This window comes from Maricaulis virginensis (assembly GCF_027922185.1).
Lineage (GTDB): Bacteria > Pseudomonadota > Alphaproteobacteria > Caulobacterales > Maricaulaceae > Maricaulis > Maricaulis virginensis.
In genome coordinates this window covers 64,083-79,926 of the sequence record NZ_BSFE01000004.1, presented here as the reverse complement: position 1 = coordinate 79,926, position 15,844 = coordinate 64,083, and the positions used below count along the sequence as shown (strand labels likewise).

The window sequence follows — 15,844 nt, the reverse complement described above, 5'->3', positions numbered from 1 at the left end:
CGAAATACGGCATCGGCGCTCAAATCGGCAGGGGGACGAATGGGACGCTCGCTCGACGTCCTGATTTTCGGACTGTCCGGCCGCGTGGACGGACTGGCGGAGCAATTGGGCCGGCTGGCCCTGAATTGCCGCATCGTGCGCGCCGACAGCCCGCCCGCCCGGCGTCACCACTACTGGGCCGGCGGCGTGATCCTCGCCGAATGTGAAAACGATATCGATGACGGGCTGCGCGCCTTTGCGCGCTTTTCCGACCAGGCGCTCCCCGTGCTCGTGGTGGGCCCGGCCGGTCTCGCCCCGCGCGACACGGTGGATGCCTGGCTGCGCGATCCGGCTCCGGCGGTCCAGATCGCGGCGCGCCTGCGTGCCCTCTTCCGCCTGCATGCGATGGAAATCGTCGCCGCCCGCCGCGCCGAGGTCACCGCGCTCTACGGCCGCGGGCGTCCGCAGGTGGAACGCCAGGACACACCGCCCAGCGTGCTCTATGTCGGCGATGCCTCGCCGCGCTTCATGGGGCTGCAGCACGTGCTGGAACAGGCCGGCGCCGATGTCGTCGCCGCCTTCTCCTCCTATTCCGCCTTCGACTATCTGCACGAGCGGCCCTTCGACGCCGTGGTGCTGAACGCGACCGGCAAGCGCGAGATCGCCTTCACCATCTCCTCGGCCATGCGCCGCAATGCCCGGCTCTACCACACCCCGGTCGTGCTGCTGGCCGACCGCGTCGACACCCAGACTTCCGACGAGGCCTTTGCGCGCGGCGTATCCGATATTCTGGTGCCCTCGGCGGGCGATGCGGAGCTGCGCGAGCGCATCCTGACCCTGACCGAGGAGCGCAAGCGCCGCCGCCAGGCCAAGGCGGCGCTGGATGCCTGCCGCGATCCGCGCACGCTGGATATCGAGACCGGCCTGTTCAATTCCGGCTTCCTGGTGTCGCACATCCAGGACCTTTTGAACGTGTCGGCCCGCGACGAGCTGAGCTTTGCGCTGATTGCCCTGCAGATCATGCTGCCGGACGGCCGCGAACGGCCCGACGATGCCTCGGCCGAAAAGGCGCGCCGCCAGTTTGCCGCGATGCTGCGTCACCTGCTGCGCACCGAGGACGCGGCCGCCCGCTTCTCCAGCGACGTCTTCCTGGCCGTCCTGCCCTTCACGGACGCGCCGGGCATTGACTGTGTCGCCGCCCGGATCGCCGCGATCGCGGAATGCACGGCGTTCGAGAGCGAGGATCCGCTGCATCCTTTCCGGCTGACCGTGCGGGCCGCGCCCGTTCCGGTGCGCACCGGCGAGACGGCGGAAGCCCTGGTCGAGCGGGCGATGCGGGCCCTGCAGAGCCCGGCCCAGATCGTCGCTCAGGCCTGAGGCTTGCCGCCGACCGGCCCGTCGCGCACCAGAAGCACCATTCCGCCGCCCATCAGGACGAGGCTGACGAAGAAACAGCCGCCGGCCGCGAGCAGCAGGCCGGCTGCACCGCCGAGCGAGTATTCGCGCCCGGCCTGCGCCAGGATCAGGAAACCCAGCGGGATTCCCAGCATGGCAAGTTTCAGCAGCATGCCGCCGGCGCCGCGCAGCACGGCGCGGATCCGCAACATGACCAGCAAAAACAGCATGAAACCCAGCCCGGTCAGGATCTGAAAGGCCGGTGTAAGGATTTCCTTCGAGGCGTCCATCGCACGTCTCCCCGCTTGACGATGGCCGCAGGCTCGCGGGAATCAGCGTGGCGGTCTCTCCCCCGTTCCGGGGAGCCTGCGGGCGCCTGTCCTGGCAGCGGACGCTGGCAAGACAAGAAATTCCTGCCGTTTCCCGGATAGTCCTTGTTATTCTTCTTCCAGTCGGTTCGGGACTTTTCAAGACTTCCGGAACAAGCCGCGCAGATGCGCTGCGGCCAGAGTGTGAGGAAGAACATGAAATTCGGTGATTATCTGCGCCAGAAGCGCGAAGACAGGGGCTGGACCCAACCCGAAGCCGCCGCCAAGGCGCGGATCGAACAATCCTATCTGTCCAAGCTGGAAACCGGGCGATCCTACCCGTCCGACGACGTCTTCGAACGCCTTGTCGAGGTATTCGGCATCGATACGGGCGAGCTCAGCGAAAGCGTCTCGGCCGCCGAACTCGACCGCCTGCGCGAGATCCGCGAAGTGCGCGCCGCCGTGCTGGCGGGACAAGCGGGACGCCTGCGCCTGACCCGGGGCTGGCTGCTGGCCGGCCTGGCCTTCCTGATGCTGGGGGGCGGCGCGCTGGGCCTGTCCCGTATCGATCTGTCAGAGGACACGAATTTCTATCGCTATCGCTCTGACGGCGTGTTGCGGCTCGATGAAAGCCCGAATGCCTTCAACATCGTGCACTCCGAGGTTCCCGCCGACCATCCCCGGCACGAACAGATCCGCGCCATGCGCGAGCGGATCGATCAGCTTGATGTCACCACAGACCAGTATCGCGGCAATGGCTATTACGAGGACGTCGAGGGCGGACGGCGTTATTTCGAGCTGAACCACCACGCGCTTGTCACCCCGCCCAACCCGCTGCGCTGGTTCCTCGTGCCCGGGCTGATGTTCCTGCTGGGCAGTCTGGGCTGCTTCTTCATCAGCTTCCGCTGGCGGTAAGCGCCCGGCTCCCCGAGAGGCCAACCCGACCAAACCTCTTTCCCCGGACCCGTTCCGGGGTCTGGCGGCGCTTCAGATGCGGGCTCAGCCGGGCCCCGGGCCGAACAATAAAGCCGGGGAAACGAGATGGAGCCCAGGGAAACGATAGGAGGCCGGGGAAAACAGAGCGAGCTTCGCAGGCTCAGGCCGTTCCGGCCTGGGCCTGTTTCGCGCGGGCGGCGATGTCGGCCAGCGGGGCCATGGCCCGCTCGATGGCGCGCAGACGATCCTCCGGCGCATCCCATTCGGCGCGCAGGACCAGCTTGTGGTCCGGCCGCACCTTGAAGAGAGCCGGATTCTTCGAGATATGCCCGATCAGGGCCGGAGGATCGACGAACTTGTCGCCGCGGAAATGGATCACCGCGCCCTTCGGACCGGCATCCACCTTCTCGACGCCGGCATGCTTGCACAGCGATTTCACGGCGACGACACGCATCAGCGTCTCGACCTCGCCCGGCAGCGGGCCGAAACGGTCGATCAGCTCGGCCGCAAAGGCTTCGCGCTCGGTCTTGGTGTCCAGCGAGGACAGGCGGCGATAGAGCTGCAGGCGGACATCCAGATCGGGGACGTAATGGTCCGGGATCAGGACGGCAGCGCCGGCATTGATCTGCGGCGACCATTCGCCCTCATCCTCGGCATCGCCGCCGCCGCGCAGCGAGGCGACCGCCTCTTCCAGCATGGACTGGTAGAGCTCGACGCCGACATCCTTGATATGGCCCGACTGTTCCTCGCCGAGGAGATTGCCGCCGCCGCGCAGATCGAGATCGTGCGAGGCCAGGGTGAAGCCCGCGCCCAGACTGTCGAGCGACTGCATGACTTTCAGCCGCTTGTCGGCGCCATCGGTGATCTTCTGGCGCATCGGCGTCGTCAGATAGGCATAGGCGCGCGTCTTCGAGCGCCCCACCCGTCCGCGCAGCTGGTAGAGCTGGGACAGGCCGAACCGGTCGGCCCGGTGCACGATCAGCGTGTTGGCGGTGGGGATATCGATGCCGGATTCAACGATCGTCGTGGACAGGAGCACATCATAGCGGCCCTCATAGAAGGCCGTCATGATGTCTTCCAGCTGGCTCGCCGCCATCTGGCCATGCGCCGCAACGAAGGACACTTCCGGCACGCTTTCGCGCAGGAAGGTCGCAGTCTCGTCGAGATCGGTGATGCGCGGCACCACGAAGAAGGCCTGGCCGCCGCGATATTTCTCGCGCAGCAGGGCCTCGCGCACCGAGACCGGATCGAAGGGCGCGACATAGGTGCGCACGGCCAGCCGGTCGACCGGCGGCGTGGCGATGATGGACAGGTCGCGGATCCCCGTCAGCGCCAGCTGCAGCGTCCGCGGGATCGGCGTCGCGGTGAGCGTGAGCACGTGCACATCGGTGCGCAGCTCTTTCAGGCGCTCCTTGTGCTTCACCCCGAAATGCTGCTCCTCATCGACGATGAGCAGGCCGAGATCGGAGAATTTCACCGTCCTGGCGAGCAGTGCGTGCGTGCCGACGATGATCTCCACCTTGCCGTCGGCGAGCTCGTCGCGCGTGGCCTTGGCTTCCTTGGCGCCGACCAGGCGCGACAATTGCCGCACCTTCACCGGCCAGTTGCGGAAGCGTTCGGAGAAGGTCTTGTAATGCTGCCGTGCCAGCAGGGTCGTGGGCGCAACCACAGCCACCTGGCGGCCGGACATGGCGACGACAAAGGCCGCGCGCAGCGCCACCTCGGTCTTGCCGAAGCCGACATCGCCGCAGATCAGGCGGTCCATCGGCCGGCCGCGCGCCAGATCGCCGAACACATCCTCGACCGCATTGAGCTGGTCGTCGGTCTCGGCATAGGGGAAGGCGGCGCAGAACTCGTCGAAAATACCGCTCGCCGGTTCGATCGGGTCCGCCTTGCGGGCCATGCGCTCGGCCGCGATCTTGATCAGCTGGTCGGCCATGTCGCGCAGGCGCTTCTTGGCCTTGGCCTTGCGCGCCTGCCAGGCGACACCGCCCAGCTTGTCCAGCTGCGCCGTCTCGCTCTCGGCGCCATAGCGCGAGAGGAGTTCGATATTCTCGACCGGCAGGTAGAGCTTGGCCGCGCCGGCATATTCCAGCTCGATACAATCATGCGGCGCGTCCTGCACCGGCAGGGTTTTCAGACCGATGAAGCGGCCCAGCCCGTGATCGGCATGGATCACCAGATCGCCCGGCGACAGCGAGCCCGCCTCGACGATGATATCCGCCGACTTGCGCCGCCGCCGCGGCCGCGCCAGACGGTCGCCGAGGATATCCTGTTCGGAGATGACCGCGAGCTCGTCGGTCTCGAAACCGCGTTCCAGCGGCAGGACGACACGCGCCACGGCCGCGGCCGGCAGGCCTGTCACATCGGCCCAGCTCTCGCAGGCGCGAATGCCGGAAATCCCGTGATCGCCCAGCACGCTGGCGAGGCGTTCCGATGCGCCACCGGACCAGGAGGCCAGCACGACGCGCTTGCCGGCCTTGGTGAGGTCACGCACATGGCCGGCCGCAGCGTCGAACACATTGACGTTCTGGGCCGTGCGTTCGGCGGTGAAGGCGCGGCCCTGCTTGCCGCCGGCATCGATGGTCTGCGGGCCCGGCTCGCGGAAAGCCGTGAAGCGGCGCACCGCCCGGCCCTGCAGCGCCTTCGTCCAGTCGCCTTCGGCAAAATACAGCGCTTCCGGTTTCAGCGCCCGGTAGGTCGGGGCCGACAGGCTGCTCTCATGCCGGCTCTCATCGACCGTGGTGCGCGCCTCGTAATAGTCGGCGACCTGTTTGAGCCGCTCGTCCAGCGCGTCCTGGGCCAGGTGGTCGATACCGATCAGCGCATTGTCCGGCAGATAGTCGAAGGGCGTCGCCAGGTGTTCGTAGAACAGCGGCAGCCAGTGCTCGACACCGGCCGGCCGCGCGCCGGCGCTGACCTGTTCATAGACCGGATCGTCCTTGATCGCGCCGAAGGTCTTGATGAAGCCGGAACGGAAGCGCGATACCGTCTCCTCGTCCAGCAGGACCTCGCTGACCGGGGTGAAGGCGATGCTGTCCATCTGGCGGGTCGAGCGCTGGGTTTCCGGATCGAAACCGCGGATCGATTCCAGCGTATCGCCAAAGAAGTCGAGGCGGACCGGTTCCGGTGCGCCGGGCGGATAGACGTCGATCACCCCGCCGCGCACAGCATAATCGCCCGGCTCCATTACCGTGGCGGTACGGGCATAGCCATTGACGGCGAAATGGTGCTTGAGCTTCTCGACATCGACGCTGGCGCCGGGGCGGATCGCAATGCCCGCACCGGTGAGCACCTCGACAGGCGCACAGCGCTGGGTCATCGCATTGATTGTGGTGACCAGGAAAACCGGCTTGCTGCCCAGCCCGCCAGCCAGACGGGCCAGCGTCGCGGCGCGGCGTGCCGCGACACGCGGCGACGGCGAGATGCGGTCATAGGGCTGGCAGTCCCAGGCCGGCAGGCGCAGGATTTCCGCGTCAGGCGCAAAGAAGTCGAGGGCAGACGCAAAGGCGGCGGCGCGGGAATCGTCGCGTGCGACAAAGACGCTCAACCCGCCATGCAGACGGCCGGCATCGGCCAGCATCAGCGCATCCAGGCCTTCCGGCGCACCGCAGACAGTGGCCGGGCCCCGGGCGCGGGCGATCATCTCGATATCGGACATGTCTGCGCTGCCTCGCGAATATCAGGCTTTCGGCCCGTCGCCGAAGGCTGCGTCCGCATCGACGCGGAACGCCTTGAGCCGGTCCATCACCGGCGTGTCGAATTCGGCCGGAACGGGCTCGCGCCCGATGATCCAGCCGTACACATCCTGATCGGACTGGTCGAGCAGGGCCTCGAACGCGTCGAGGCCGGCCTTGTCCAGGCTGTCGATATTGTCGTCGCAGAAGCGGCCGAGGATCAGGTCGGCTTCCTTGAAGCCGCGCCGCCAGGCGCGGATCCGCAGTTTTTTGCGTTGGGTGTCGAGCGTATCGGTCATGATGGGCGCATATAGTCCCGTTGAAAGGCCGCGTCGACCGGTGGCAGCCGCGCAACTTGCCGATAAAGTAGAGCTGACGCATGATTGTATCCTGCAGATACGATCATGCTTGCGCTTTCTGGGTGTTCGCGTGATCGAACCGGTGAACCGGTTTCCACTTCACCTGATCACGCTTCAGGATGCGCCCAGAGATTCTCTTCCCCCTGTTCCAGGACGTCACCGCCCTGCCCGGTATCGGCCCCCGGCTGGCCACGCTTGTCGCCAAGGTGGCGGGGCCGCGGGTGAAGGATGTGGTGTTTCTCAAACCGGCCAGCATTGTCGACCGGTCGCGCCAGGTCAGTGTGATCGATGCGCCGGAAGACCAGATCGTCACCCTCACCGCAACAGTCGAGGAACATGTGCCCGGCCGCCGCCAGGGCCAGCCCTACAAGGTGCGCATGTATGACGGCACGGGTTTCCTGCATCTCGTCTTCTTCCACGCCCGGCCCGACTATCTGCAGCGCATCCTGCCGGTGGGCGGGAGCCGCATCGTCTCGGGACGTTGCGAACGCTATGGCTCGGAAATCCAGATGCTGCATCCCGATCTGGTGATGACCGAGGAGGAGGCCGCCGGCACGCCCCTGATCGAGCCGGTCTATCCGCTCACCGCCGGTCTTGTCGCCAAGACCATGCGCAAGGCGGTGTCCGGTGCGGTGGCCATGGTGCCCACCCTGCCCGAATGGCTGCCGGACGAGATGCGTCGCGAAAAGGGCTGGCCGGACTTCCGCCAGGCCGTGCGCATGCTGCACACGCCTGAATCCGCCGCCGATCTGGATCCGTCGCACCCGGCCCGCGCGCGGCTGGCCTTCGACGAGGTGTTCGCCCGCCAGCTGGCCCTGCAGCTGGTGCGGGCACGCCGCAAGGCCCAGTCCGGCCGGGCCCTCAAGGGAACCGGCGAAAAAGTACGGGCCATTCTGGAAAACGCGCCTTTCGCACCGACCGGCGCCCAGACGCGGGCCTTCGATGCGATCCGCGCCGACATGGAGTCCGGCGAGCGGATGACCCGCCTGCTGCACGGCGATGTCGGCGCCGGCAAGACTTTCGTTGCGGCCCTCGCTGCGGCCCAGGCCGCCGAGGCCGGCACGCAGGCCGCGATCATGGCGCCGACGGAAATTCTGGCAAGGCAACATGCCAAGACCCTGGCACAGCTGCTTGAACCGGCGGGACTTTCCGTGATCGCCCTGACCGGCCGTGACAAGGGCGCCGCGCGCAAGGAAATCCTGGAGCGCATGGCCGCCGGCACGGTGGATGTGGTCTGCGGTACCCACGCGCTCTTCCAGGAGGGCATTGAATTCGCCGATCTCGGCCTGGTCGTGATCGACGAACAGCACCGTTTCGGCGTCTCCGACCGGATGCGGCTGACGGCGAAGGGGCACAAGCCCGATACGCTGGTGATGACGGCCACGCCGATCCCGCGCACCCTGTCGCTCGCTGTCTATGGCGATCTCGACGTGTCGCGCCTGGACGAGAAGCCGGCCGGGCGTATCCCGCCAGAAACGCGGCTGGTCTCGATGGAGCGGCTGGACGAGGTGGTGGAGGGCGTGCGCCGGGCGATCGGCCGCGGCGACCGGGTCTACTGGGTGTGTCCGCTGGTCGAGGAATCCGAACAGTCCGAGCTTTCCGCCGCCGAGGATCGCTGGCGGCATTTGCGGGCGGCGCTGGGGGATCAGCGCGTCGGCCTGCTGCATGGCCGCATGAAAGCGGCCGAGAAAGAAGCCACAGCCACCGCCTTCCGCAATGGCGAGATGGATGTGCTGGTCGCGACCACCGTGATCGAGGTCGGTGTCGATGCGCCGGACGCCACGGTGATGATCATCGAGCACGCCGAACGCTTCGGCCTGGCGCAATTGCACCAGCTGCGCGGACGGGTCGGCCGGGGCGACAAGCCCTCCTCCTGCCTGCTCCTGTACAAGGGCCCGCTGGGCGAGACGGCCCGCTCGCGGCTGGAGACCATGCGAGAGACCGATGACGGTTTCCGCATCGCCGAGGAGGACTGGCGTCTGCGCGGCGCCGGCGATCCGCTGGGCCTGCGCCAGAGCGGTCTGCCTGACTTCCGTCTCGCCGATCTGGAAGCCCATGGCGAGCTGATCGCCGAAGCGAATGACCAGGCCCGCCTGCTGGTCCATCAGGACCCTGAACTGACGGGCGATCGCGGTGAGGCCCTGCGGGTCCTGCTCTACCTGTTCGAACAGGACCAGGGCGTGCGCATGCTCAGGTCCGGGTGAACATTTCCGGTGGCAGGGTGGCACGTACATCGCGCGGCAGCTTGTCCGGCGTGACCATGCCGAAGGAAATGATCAGCTTGGCCGCCTCCTCCACCGACATGTCGATCGGGATGGTGTTCTTCTTGGGCGTGTAGAGCAGGAAACCTGAGGTCGGGTTGGGCGTCGTGGGCACGAACAGGCCGACCACATCGTCGGAGATCTTTTCCTTCAGATTATTGTCGCCATTGGCCGAGACGAACGCGACGACATAGAGCCCTTTCATCGGGTACTCGATCAGCACCACCTCTTTGAAAGAATTGCTCTTTCCGGAAAACACCGTTTCCATGATCTGCTTCAGCGCGCCATAGACATTGCGCACCAGCGGCACGCCCGCGACGATCCGGTCGCCCAGATTGATCAGCGTCCGGCCGAACACATTTGCGGCAAAGGCGCCGAGCAGGGTCAGGATCACCACGGCGATCAGCACGCCCAGCCCGGGCAGGGTGAAATCGCCCGGCAGATAGTTTTCCGGATTGTAGCGCGCCGGGATCAGCGGCTTGACGACATTGTCGACGAAGCCGACGAATGCGACGATCAGATAAAGCGTCACACCCAACGGGGTTGCGATAACGATCCCGGTGAGGAAACTGTTGCGAAGCCAGCGAAACATGGCACTCCCGTGTCCGGACGGCGCAAGGCGCGTGAAAAGAGCTGATTCCCCCGCAGCAAGGGTAGTCTACGTTATGGATTCCGGTGCGCCAATCTCGGCACGCGACGTCTTCCGGCAGGTCTGCAGGGAGACCGTGACCGCATGAAGGCCAATCCCATATCTATCGCCCGCTGGATGATGCTGGCCGGCGCGGCCGGCTTCCTGGTCCTGCTCGCGCTGACCAGCTGGGCCCTGCGCGACCAGATCTACCAGACCTTCCAGGATCCCGGCGAACCCTTCCAGACCTATACCCCGCCGCGCGGCGCCAATTATGCCAGCGACGAAGCCTGGTTCGCCCGCGGCACGTTTGCCGGCGCTGACGAGCCGGCGGTCTTCTTTATCCATCCCACCACCTATTCGGGCGGCTCGAACTGGAATGCCGAGCTGGACAAGGAGCGCGCCGTCGAGGCTGTGACGCGCACCATGCTGCCCAACTACGCCGCACCCTTTGCCAATTCCGGCGTGCTCTTTGCGCCGAAATACCGCCAGGCGGCGCTCTATACCTTCATGAATAATCGCGAGGATTCGATCCTCGCGCGGCAGTTTGCCTATGGCGATGTCGAACGCGCGTTCGACGCCTTCCTGACGCAGGCCGGGGATGAGCGGCCGATCCTGCTGGCCGGTGTCGGCCAGGGCGGTTTCCACGTGCTGGGCCTGCTGATCGAGCGGGTCGCGCCCGATCCGGAACTGCGCGAGCGGCTGATCGCCGCCTATATCCTCGAATCGCCGGTGCCGCTCGACCTGTTCAACAATGTGCTGGCCGATATCCCGCCCTGCGAGACACCCGAGGATGTGCGCTGCGTGCTGGCCTATTCCTACGCCCGCCCGGGCGAGGAAGGCCGCATCCGCATCCTCACCGAGCGCTCGATGACCTGGACGCCGCGCGGCGGTCTGGACTTTGTCGACGGGCGCGGCCTCCTGTGCGTCAATCCGATCCTGTCGGCCCGCACGGCGGAATATGCCTCGGCGCGCCTGCATCGCGGCGGCGTGGCCGCCGAAGGCCTGCCGCCGGATTCAACGCCGGCGCCGGTACCGGGCCAGACCGGTGCCCAGTGCGGCGACGGAATCCTGTTCGTGGAAGAGCCGGACTATGCCGATCTGCGCCGGCCCAACCGGCTGGCCGAGGAATACCGCGTGCCGCCCTTCAATCTCTTCTACGAAGACCTGCGCCTGGACGCCGCGCGGCGCAGTCTGAACCTCTCCACCATCCTGCAGGAGGAACGCCGCTGGGCACCGGCACTGGACGGGATCGAGGAAGTCGAGGATGCGCCCGTTGTGCCCATCCCCGACAGACGGGAATTCCGCTAGAGGCCTTTGGCGAGAGCGTCGAACTCGAGCAGGCGAGCGGCCAGGGCTTCGAATTCGCTCAGCGGCACCATGTTGGGGCCGTCCGACGGCGCATTGTCCGGATCCGGATGGGTTTCCATGAAGACGGCGGCGACGCCCACAGCCACGGCCGCACGGGCCAGGGTCGGCACGAATTCGCGCTGACCGCCGGAGGTCGTGCCCTGCCCGCCGGGCTGTTGCACCGAATGGGTCGCGTCGAACACGACCGGTGCGCCGAAGCTGGCCATGATCGGCAGTGAGCGCATGTCGGAGACGAGCGTGTTGTAGCCGAAGCTGGCGCCGCGCTCGCAGGCCATGACATTCGGATTGCCGGCATCGGCCACCTTGGCGATGACATTCTTCATGTCCCAGGGTGCGAGGAACTGGCCCTTCTTCACATTCACCGGCTTGCCGGTTTCGGCCGCCGCGATCAGCAGATCGGTCTGGCGGCACAGGAAGGCCGGGATCTGGATCACATCGACGGCCTGGGCGGCGAGTTTCGCCTGCTCGGCCGTGTGCACATCGGTGAGCACCGGCAGGCCGGACTTTTCGCGGATCTCGGCAAACACCGGCAGCGAGGCTTCCAGCCCCATGCCGCGCGCGCTCGAGAGCGAGGTGCGGTTCGCCTTGTCATAGGAGGTCTTGTAGATCAGGCCGACATTGAGCCGGTCGGCGATCTCGCGCAATTGCTGGGAGACTTCCAGCCCGTGCTCGCGGCTTTCCAGCTGGCAGGGGCCCGCGATGAAGGTGAGCTTGCGGTCATTGCCGATCTCGATCGGATCGCGACCGGGACGGGGGACGGAAATCACGGAATTGACCTGGCTCATTCACGGCCTCCTTCGGGCCTCGTTCTGCAGCCGGCCTGCAGCCGGCGCTGGTGTCGCTCGCCTGATCCGATATCGGGTCGGCGGCGTATTCAGACAAGGCCCTTATCGATCCACAGGACACTCATGGCAACTGCAACCGCCACCGCACCTGCACTCGTCTGGTTCCGGCGCGATCTGCGCCTGGCCGACAATCCGGCGCTGCACGCGGCGGTCCAGAGTGGCCGGCCGCTCCTGTTTGTCTACATCCGCGAAGAGGATACAGCGCTGCGCCTGTCACCGGGCGCCGCGGCCGACTGGTGGCTGCACCACTCGCTGACCGCGCTTGCTGCCGATATCGAACGCCTGGGCGGAAGGCTCAGCCTGCGCCAGGGGGCGGCAGCCGATCTCATCCCCGAGATCGTGCGCGAGGCCGGAGTGCGCGAGGTCTTCTGGAACCGCGTCGACTGGCCCTGGATCGATGCCCGCGACCGCGATATCGCCGAAGCCTTGCAGGCCGCGGATGTCCGGCCGCGCGCCTTCCGCGCCACGACCCTGATCGATCCGGCCAGCCTGCTGAACGGCTCCGGCCAGCCTTACAAGGTATTCAGCGCCTTCTGGCGGGCCGCACAGAAAGACTTTTCGCCCCGCGGCCCCCTGCCCGCACCGGACAGCCTGACCGCGGCCGATCCGATCGCCAGTGACGATCTGGCAGACTGGGAGCTGCTGCCGGTCAAGCCCGACTGGGCGGCCGGTTTCCATGACCGCTGGACGCCCGGCGAAGCAGCGGCCCGCAAACAGCTCGAAACCTTCCTCGGCGAGGCGCTGCCCGACTACAAGACCCATCGCGACCGTCCCGACCTGTTCGGCACTTCGCGCCTGTCGCCGCATCTGGGCTGGGGCGAGATTTCGCCCCGCGCAGTCTGGCACCGTGTCCAGCTGCAGGCCGAGCGCGGGCAGTCCTTCGGGGCAGCCGAAAAATACCTCGCGGAAATCGGCTGGCGCGACTTCGCCTATTATCTCGTCCACCATTTCGGCGATCTGCGGCAGAAGAATTTCGACCCGCGCTTCGATCACTTCCCCTGGCGCGACAATCCCGAAGGCCTTCAGGCCTGGCAGCGCGGCCGGACCGGTATTCCCATGGTCGATGCGGCGATGCGCGAGCTCTGGAAGACCGGCTGGATGCACAATCGCCCGCGCATGATCACCGCCTCCTACCTGATCAAGCATATCGGCTGTCACTGGCGTGACGGCATGGCCTGGTTCGAGGATACGCTGGTCGATGCCGATCCGGTGGTGAATGCCGCAAGCTGGCAATGGGTCGCCGGCTCCGGCGCCGATGCGGCGCCCTATTTCCGCATCTTCAACCCCGCGACCCAGGGCGAGAAGTTCGACCCGGACGGCCATTATGTCCGCCGCTGGGTGCCCGAGCTCGTCAGCCTCGCGACACGCGATATCCATGCGCCCTGGGAGGCGTCGGCCGGTCAGCTTGCATCGCAGGGCGTGGAACTGGGACGCAACTATCCGCGCCCCGTCGTCGACCTGAAAGCGGGCCGGGAGGCCGCCCTCGCCGCCTTCGAACAGATGAAAGCGGAAGCCGCCGAAGAGAACGCCTAAGCGTCTTGCAGGACGTAGCGGATCGACTGGCCACGCGCTTCGAAAGCGCAACCGACCCAGCGGCCCTCGGCGTCGTACCAGAGGTCGACGGTGAGCGTGCCGGTCATGCGGATACGGCGCGCCTCGATCTCGCCGGATGCCGTCTCGACCGTCTCCAGCCCGAGATCCTCGATCTCGACCGGCATGGCTTCCCCGGTTTCGGTATTCAGGATGCGGCGCTCGGCCGGGTCATAACCCAGCCAATGGCTCGACGGCATCAGGTCAATCAACCCGGTGTCACCTCGTTCGACATCCACCGCAATCCGGTCGCCATCCTTCAGCGTCTCGGCCTCCAGCGAGACCAGCTGACCGTCGCGCCAGACTTCCTCGGCAGCGTGTTCGTACCGAAACACGGTGATCGGGCCGAGGCCCGCCCGAAGCTCGATATCGATATCGACCAGGAGTTCACCCGCCTCGCCCTCGTCGAAACGCACTTCATGTCGGCCGAAGGCCTGACCATTGCGCAACACGTCGAACACGATATCGGCCGGCGGTTCGGCGGGAACGGGTGCCGGTGAAGCGAAGGCGGTGGACAGGAGGGTCAGGACGAGGGTTTTCATACCCTGTCTACGCGCGAAGGTGCGATCCGGATCCCCGGATTTGCGTTTTATGGCTGGAGGCCCGACAAGGGCGTGCCTATATCGCCCGCAGTGTCCGCAAAACTGGAGAGCGCCCGTGCCCCCCGCCAAGTCTGTCATCGACCTGATCGGAAACACGCCGTTGCTCCGGCTCAACGCGGCCTCGGAGGCCACCGGCTGCGAGATCCTCGGCAAGGCCGAATTCCTCAACCCCGGCGGATCGATCAAGGATCGGGCGGCGCTGGGCATCATCCGTGCGGCGGAGAAATCCGGCGCACTGAAACCAGGCGGCACAATCGTGGAAGGCACGGCCGGCAATACCGGGATCGGCCTGGCCATGGTCGGTGCGGCGCTGGGCTACAAGGTCGTGATCGTCTTCCCGCGCACCCAGTCGAAGGAAAAGAAGGACGCGATCCGGCTTCTCGGCGCCGAGCTGATCGAGGTCGATGCCGTGCCCTATTCCAACCCCAATCACTATGCGCGCTATTCCGGCACGCTGGCCGAGGAGCTGGCCAGGAGCGAACCGAATGGCGCGATATGGGCCAACCAGTTCGACAATACCGCCAATCGCGACTTCCACGCGGCGACCACGGCACAGGAAGTCTGGGACCAGACGGACGGCAAGGTGGACGGCTTCATCTGTGCTGTCGGTTCGGGCGGCACGCTGGGCGGCCTGTCGGCGGGCCTCAAGGCGAAAAATCCCGATGTGCAGATCGGTATCGCCGATCCCGGCGGCGCGGCCCTCTACGGATATTTCGCCCATGGCGAGCTGAAAGCCGAAGGCACCTCCATCACCGAAGGCATCGGCCAGAGCCGCATCACGGCCAACCTCGTCGACACCAGGGTCGACCGCGCCTATCGCATCTCGGATGAGGAAGCCCTGCCCCTGATCTTCGATCTGATCTCGCAGGAAGGCCTGTGCCTGGGCGGGTCGTCGGGGGTGAATATCGCCGGCGCGATCCGCATGGCGCGCGATATGGGGCCGGGCCACACCATCGTGACCGTGCTGTGCGATCACGGCTCGCGCTACCAGTCCAAGCTCTACAATCCCGACTTCCTGCGCGAGAAGGGCCTGCCGGTGCCGGCCTGGATGGAGGCATGACCGACCCGGTCATCTCCGTCGCTGATGCTCTCGGGCGGCACGGCGCCGCCGGAACCGTCTTTCTCGACGCGACCTGGACCTTCGAGGGCGGGCCGCAGCCGCGCGTGGCGGGCTGTATTCCCGGTGCCCGGCAGATCGATATCGACACGGTGAAGGACGAGGCCTCGCCCCTGCCCCACATGCTGCCGCCGCCGGACGTCTTCGAGCGTCATGCGCGCGCCCTGGGTATCAACCGGGACAGCGAACTGATCGTCTACGACCGGATGGGCCTGTTCAGTGCGGCGCGTGTCTGGTGGATGTTCCGGGCGATGGGACACGATTCCGTACGCGTGCTGGACGGTGGACTGCCGCTCTGGCTGACCGCGGGCGGACCCGTCGAAAACGGCCCGGCCGGGGACTGGCCGCAGGGCGATTTCACAGCGGACTTTCAGCCGCACCGTCTCGCCGGACGGGAGGACGTGCTTGATGCGGTCACATCCGGTGCCCACCAGGTTCTCGATGCCCGGCCTGCGGCGCGCTTTGCCGGCAGTGCAGCGGAACCCCGCCCGGGCATGCGCAGCGGACACATGCCCGGCGCGCTGAACCTGCCCTTCGTCCAGCTGCTGAACGAGCGGGGAGAACTCGCCGGCCACCCAGATCACTTCCGTGCAGCCGGTTTGCGCGACGATACGCCCGTCATTACCACTTGCGGCTCCGGGGTGACGGCCTGCATCCTTGCGCTCGGACTTGAAAGACTGGGCCGCACGGCTGCTGTCTATGACGGCTCCTGGGCCGAATGGGGCAGCCGCGACGACACACCGATCGAAGCCGGCCGGGATTGAACAACAGATTGA

The 15,844-nt window shown here is 66.5% G+C and carries 13 protein-coding genes; 7 read left to right on the top strand and 6 right to left on the bottom strand.

Going from position 1 to position 15,844, the window contains the following annotated elements:
* The first annotated feature begins 39 nt into the window (after positions 1-39).
* The gene (locus PKE71_RS08765; RefSeq protein WP_271186586.1) at positions 40-1,356 is read left to right on the top strand and encodes a diguanylate cyclase domain-containing protein; all 1,317 of its coding nucleotides are present in this window, start codon (positions 40-42) and stop codon (positions 1,354-1,356) included.
* Here PKE71_RS08765 and PKE71_RS08760 read toward each other — a convergent pair.
* Positions 1,347-1,664, bottom strand: a complete 318-nt coding sequence (locus PKE71_RS08760; protein WP_271186585.1) for a hypothetical protein — start codon at positions 1,662-1,664, stop codon at positions 1,347-1,349. The two genes, PKE71_RS08765 and PKE71_RS08760, sit on opposite strands and share 10 nt — an antisense overlap.
* Before the next feature lie 234 nt (positions 1,665-1,898).
* Here PKE71_RS08760 and PKE71_RS08755 point away from each other — a divergent pair, with 234 nt between their 5' ends.
* The gene (locus PKE71_RS08755) at positions 1,899-2,597 is read left to right on the top strand and encodes a helix-turn-helix domain-containing protein (RefSeq protein ID WP_271186584.1); all 699 of its coding nucleotides are present in this window, start codon (positions 1,899-1,901) and stop codon (positions 2,595-2,597) included.
* A 181-nt stretch (positions 2,598-2,778) separates the two neighbouring features.
* Here PKE71_RS08755 and mfd read toward each other — a convergent pair whose 3' ends face one another.
* Together mfd and PKE71_RS08745 are read right to left on the bottom strand one after the other, a co-directional pair.
* A complete protein-coding gene (gene mfd / locus PKE71_RS08750) occupies positions 2,779-6,279 on the bottom strand; it encodes a transcription-repair coupling factor (RefSeq protein WP_271186583.1) in 3,501 nt (1,166 codons plus the stop codon).
* Between the two features lie 21 nt (positions 6,280-6,300).
* Positions 6,301-6,594: an FAD assembly factor SdhE gene (locus tag PKE71_RS08745; RefSeq protein ID WP_271186582.1), complete on the bottom strand. Its 294-nt coding sequence runs from the start codon at positions 6,592-6,594 to the stop codon at positions 6,301-6,303.
* 179 nt (positions 6,595-6,773) lie between these two features.
* On the opposite strand from PKE71_RS08745, the gene recG reads away from it, so the two are divergent.
* Complete coding sequence (recG, locus tag PKE71_RS08740) at positions 6,774-8,858, top strand: ATP-dependent DNA helicase RecG (protein WP_271186581.1); 2,085 nt, start codon at positions 6,774-6,776, stop codon at positions 8,856-8,858.
* Here recG and PKE71_RS08735 read toward each other — a convergent pair.
* Positions 8,845-9,507, bottom strand: coding sequence for a DUF502 domain-containing protein (locus tag PKE71_RS08735; protein ID WP_271186580.1), 663 nt, complete (start codon positions 9,505-9,507; stop codon positions 8,845-8,847). The two genes, recG and PKE71_RS08735, sit on opposite strands and share 14 nt — an antisense overlap.
* A 141-nt stretch (positions 9,508-9,648) precedes the next feature.
* On the opposite strand from PKE71_RS08735, the gene PKE71_RS08730 reads away from it, so the two are divergent.
* Complete coding sequence (locus PKE71_RS08730; RefSeq protein ID WP_271186579.1) at positions 9,649-10,854, top strand: DUF3089 domain-containing protein; 1,206 nt, start codon at positions 9,649-9,651, stop codon at positions 10,852-10,854.
* Here PKE71_RS08730 and kdsA read toward each other — a convergent pair.
* The gene (gene kdsA / locus PKE71_RS08725; RefSeq protein ID WP_271186578.1) at positions 10,851-11,699 is read right to left on the bottom strand and encodes a 3-deoxy-8-phosphooctulonate synthase; all 849 of its coding nucleotides are present in this window, start codon (positions 11,697-11,699) and stop codon (positions 10,851-10,853) included. The two genes, PKE71_RS08730 and kdsA, sit on opposite strands and share 4 nt — an antisense overlap.
* Before the next feature lie 123 nt (positions 11,700-11,822).
* Here kdsA and PKE71_RS08720 point away from each other — a divergent pair, with 123 nt between their 5' ends.
* Positions 11,823-13,292 carry a cryptochrome/photolyase family protein gene (locus PKE71_RS08720; RefSeq protein ID WP_271186577.1) on the top strand — a complete coding sequence of 490 codons (1,470 nt, stop codon included), beginning with the start codon at positions 11,823-11,825 and terminating at the stop codon, positions 13,290-13,292.
* Here the strand turns inward: PKE71_RS08720 and PKE71_RS08715 are convergent.
* Positions 13,289-13,891: a DUF6134 family protein gene (locus tag PKE71_RS08715; RefSeq protein WP_271186576.1), complete on the bottom strand. Its 603-nt coding sequence runs from the start codon at positions 13,889-13,891 to the stop codon at positions 13,289-13,291. The two genes, PKE71_RS08720 and PKE71_RS08715, sit on opposite strands and share 4 nt — an antisense overlap.
* A 115-nt stretch (positions 13,892-14,006) precedes the next feature.
* Between PKE71_RS08715 and PKE71_RS08710 the strand changes: the two genes are divergently transcribed.
* Positions 14,007-15,011: a cysteine synthase A gene (locus tag PKE71_RS08710; RefSeq protein ID WP_271186575.1), complete on the top strand. Its 1,005-nt coding sequence runs from the start codon at positions 14,007-14,009 to the stop codon at positions 15,009-15,011.
* Positions 15,008-15,832, top strand: coding sequence for a sulfurtransferase (locus PKE71_RS08705; protein WP_271186574.1), 825 nt, complete (start codon positions 15,008-15,010; stop codon positions 15,830-15,832). The genes PKE71_RS08710 and PKE71_RS08705 overlap by 4 nt, the downstream gene beginning before the upstream one ends.
* Positions 15,833-15,844 lie beyond the last annotated feature (12 nt).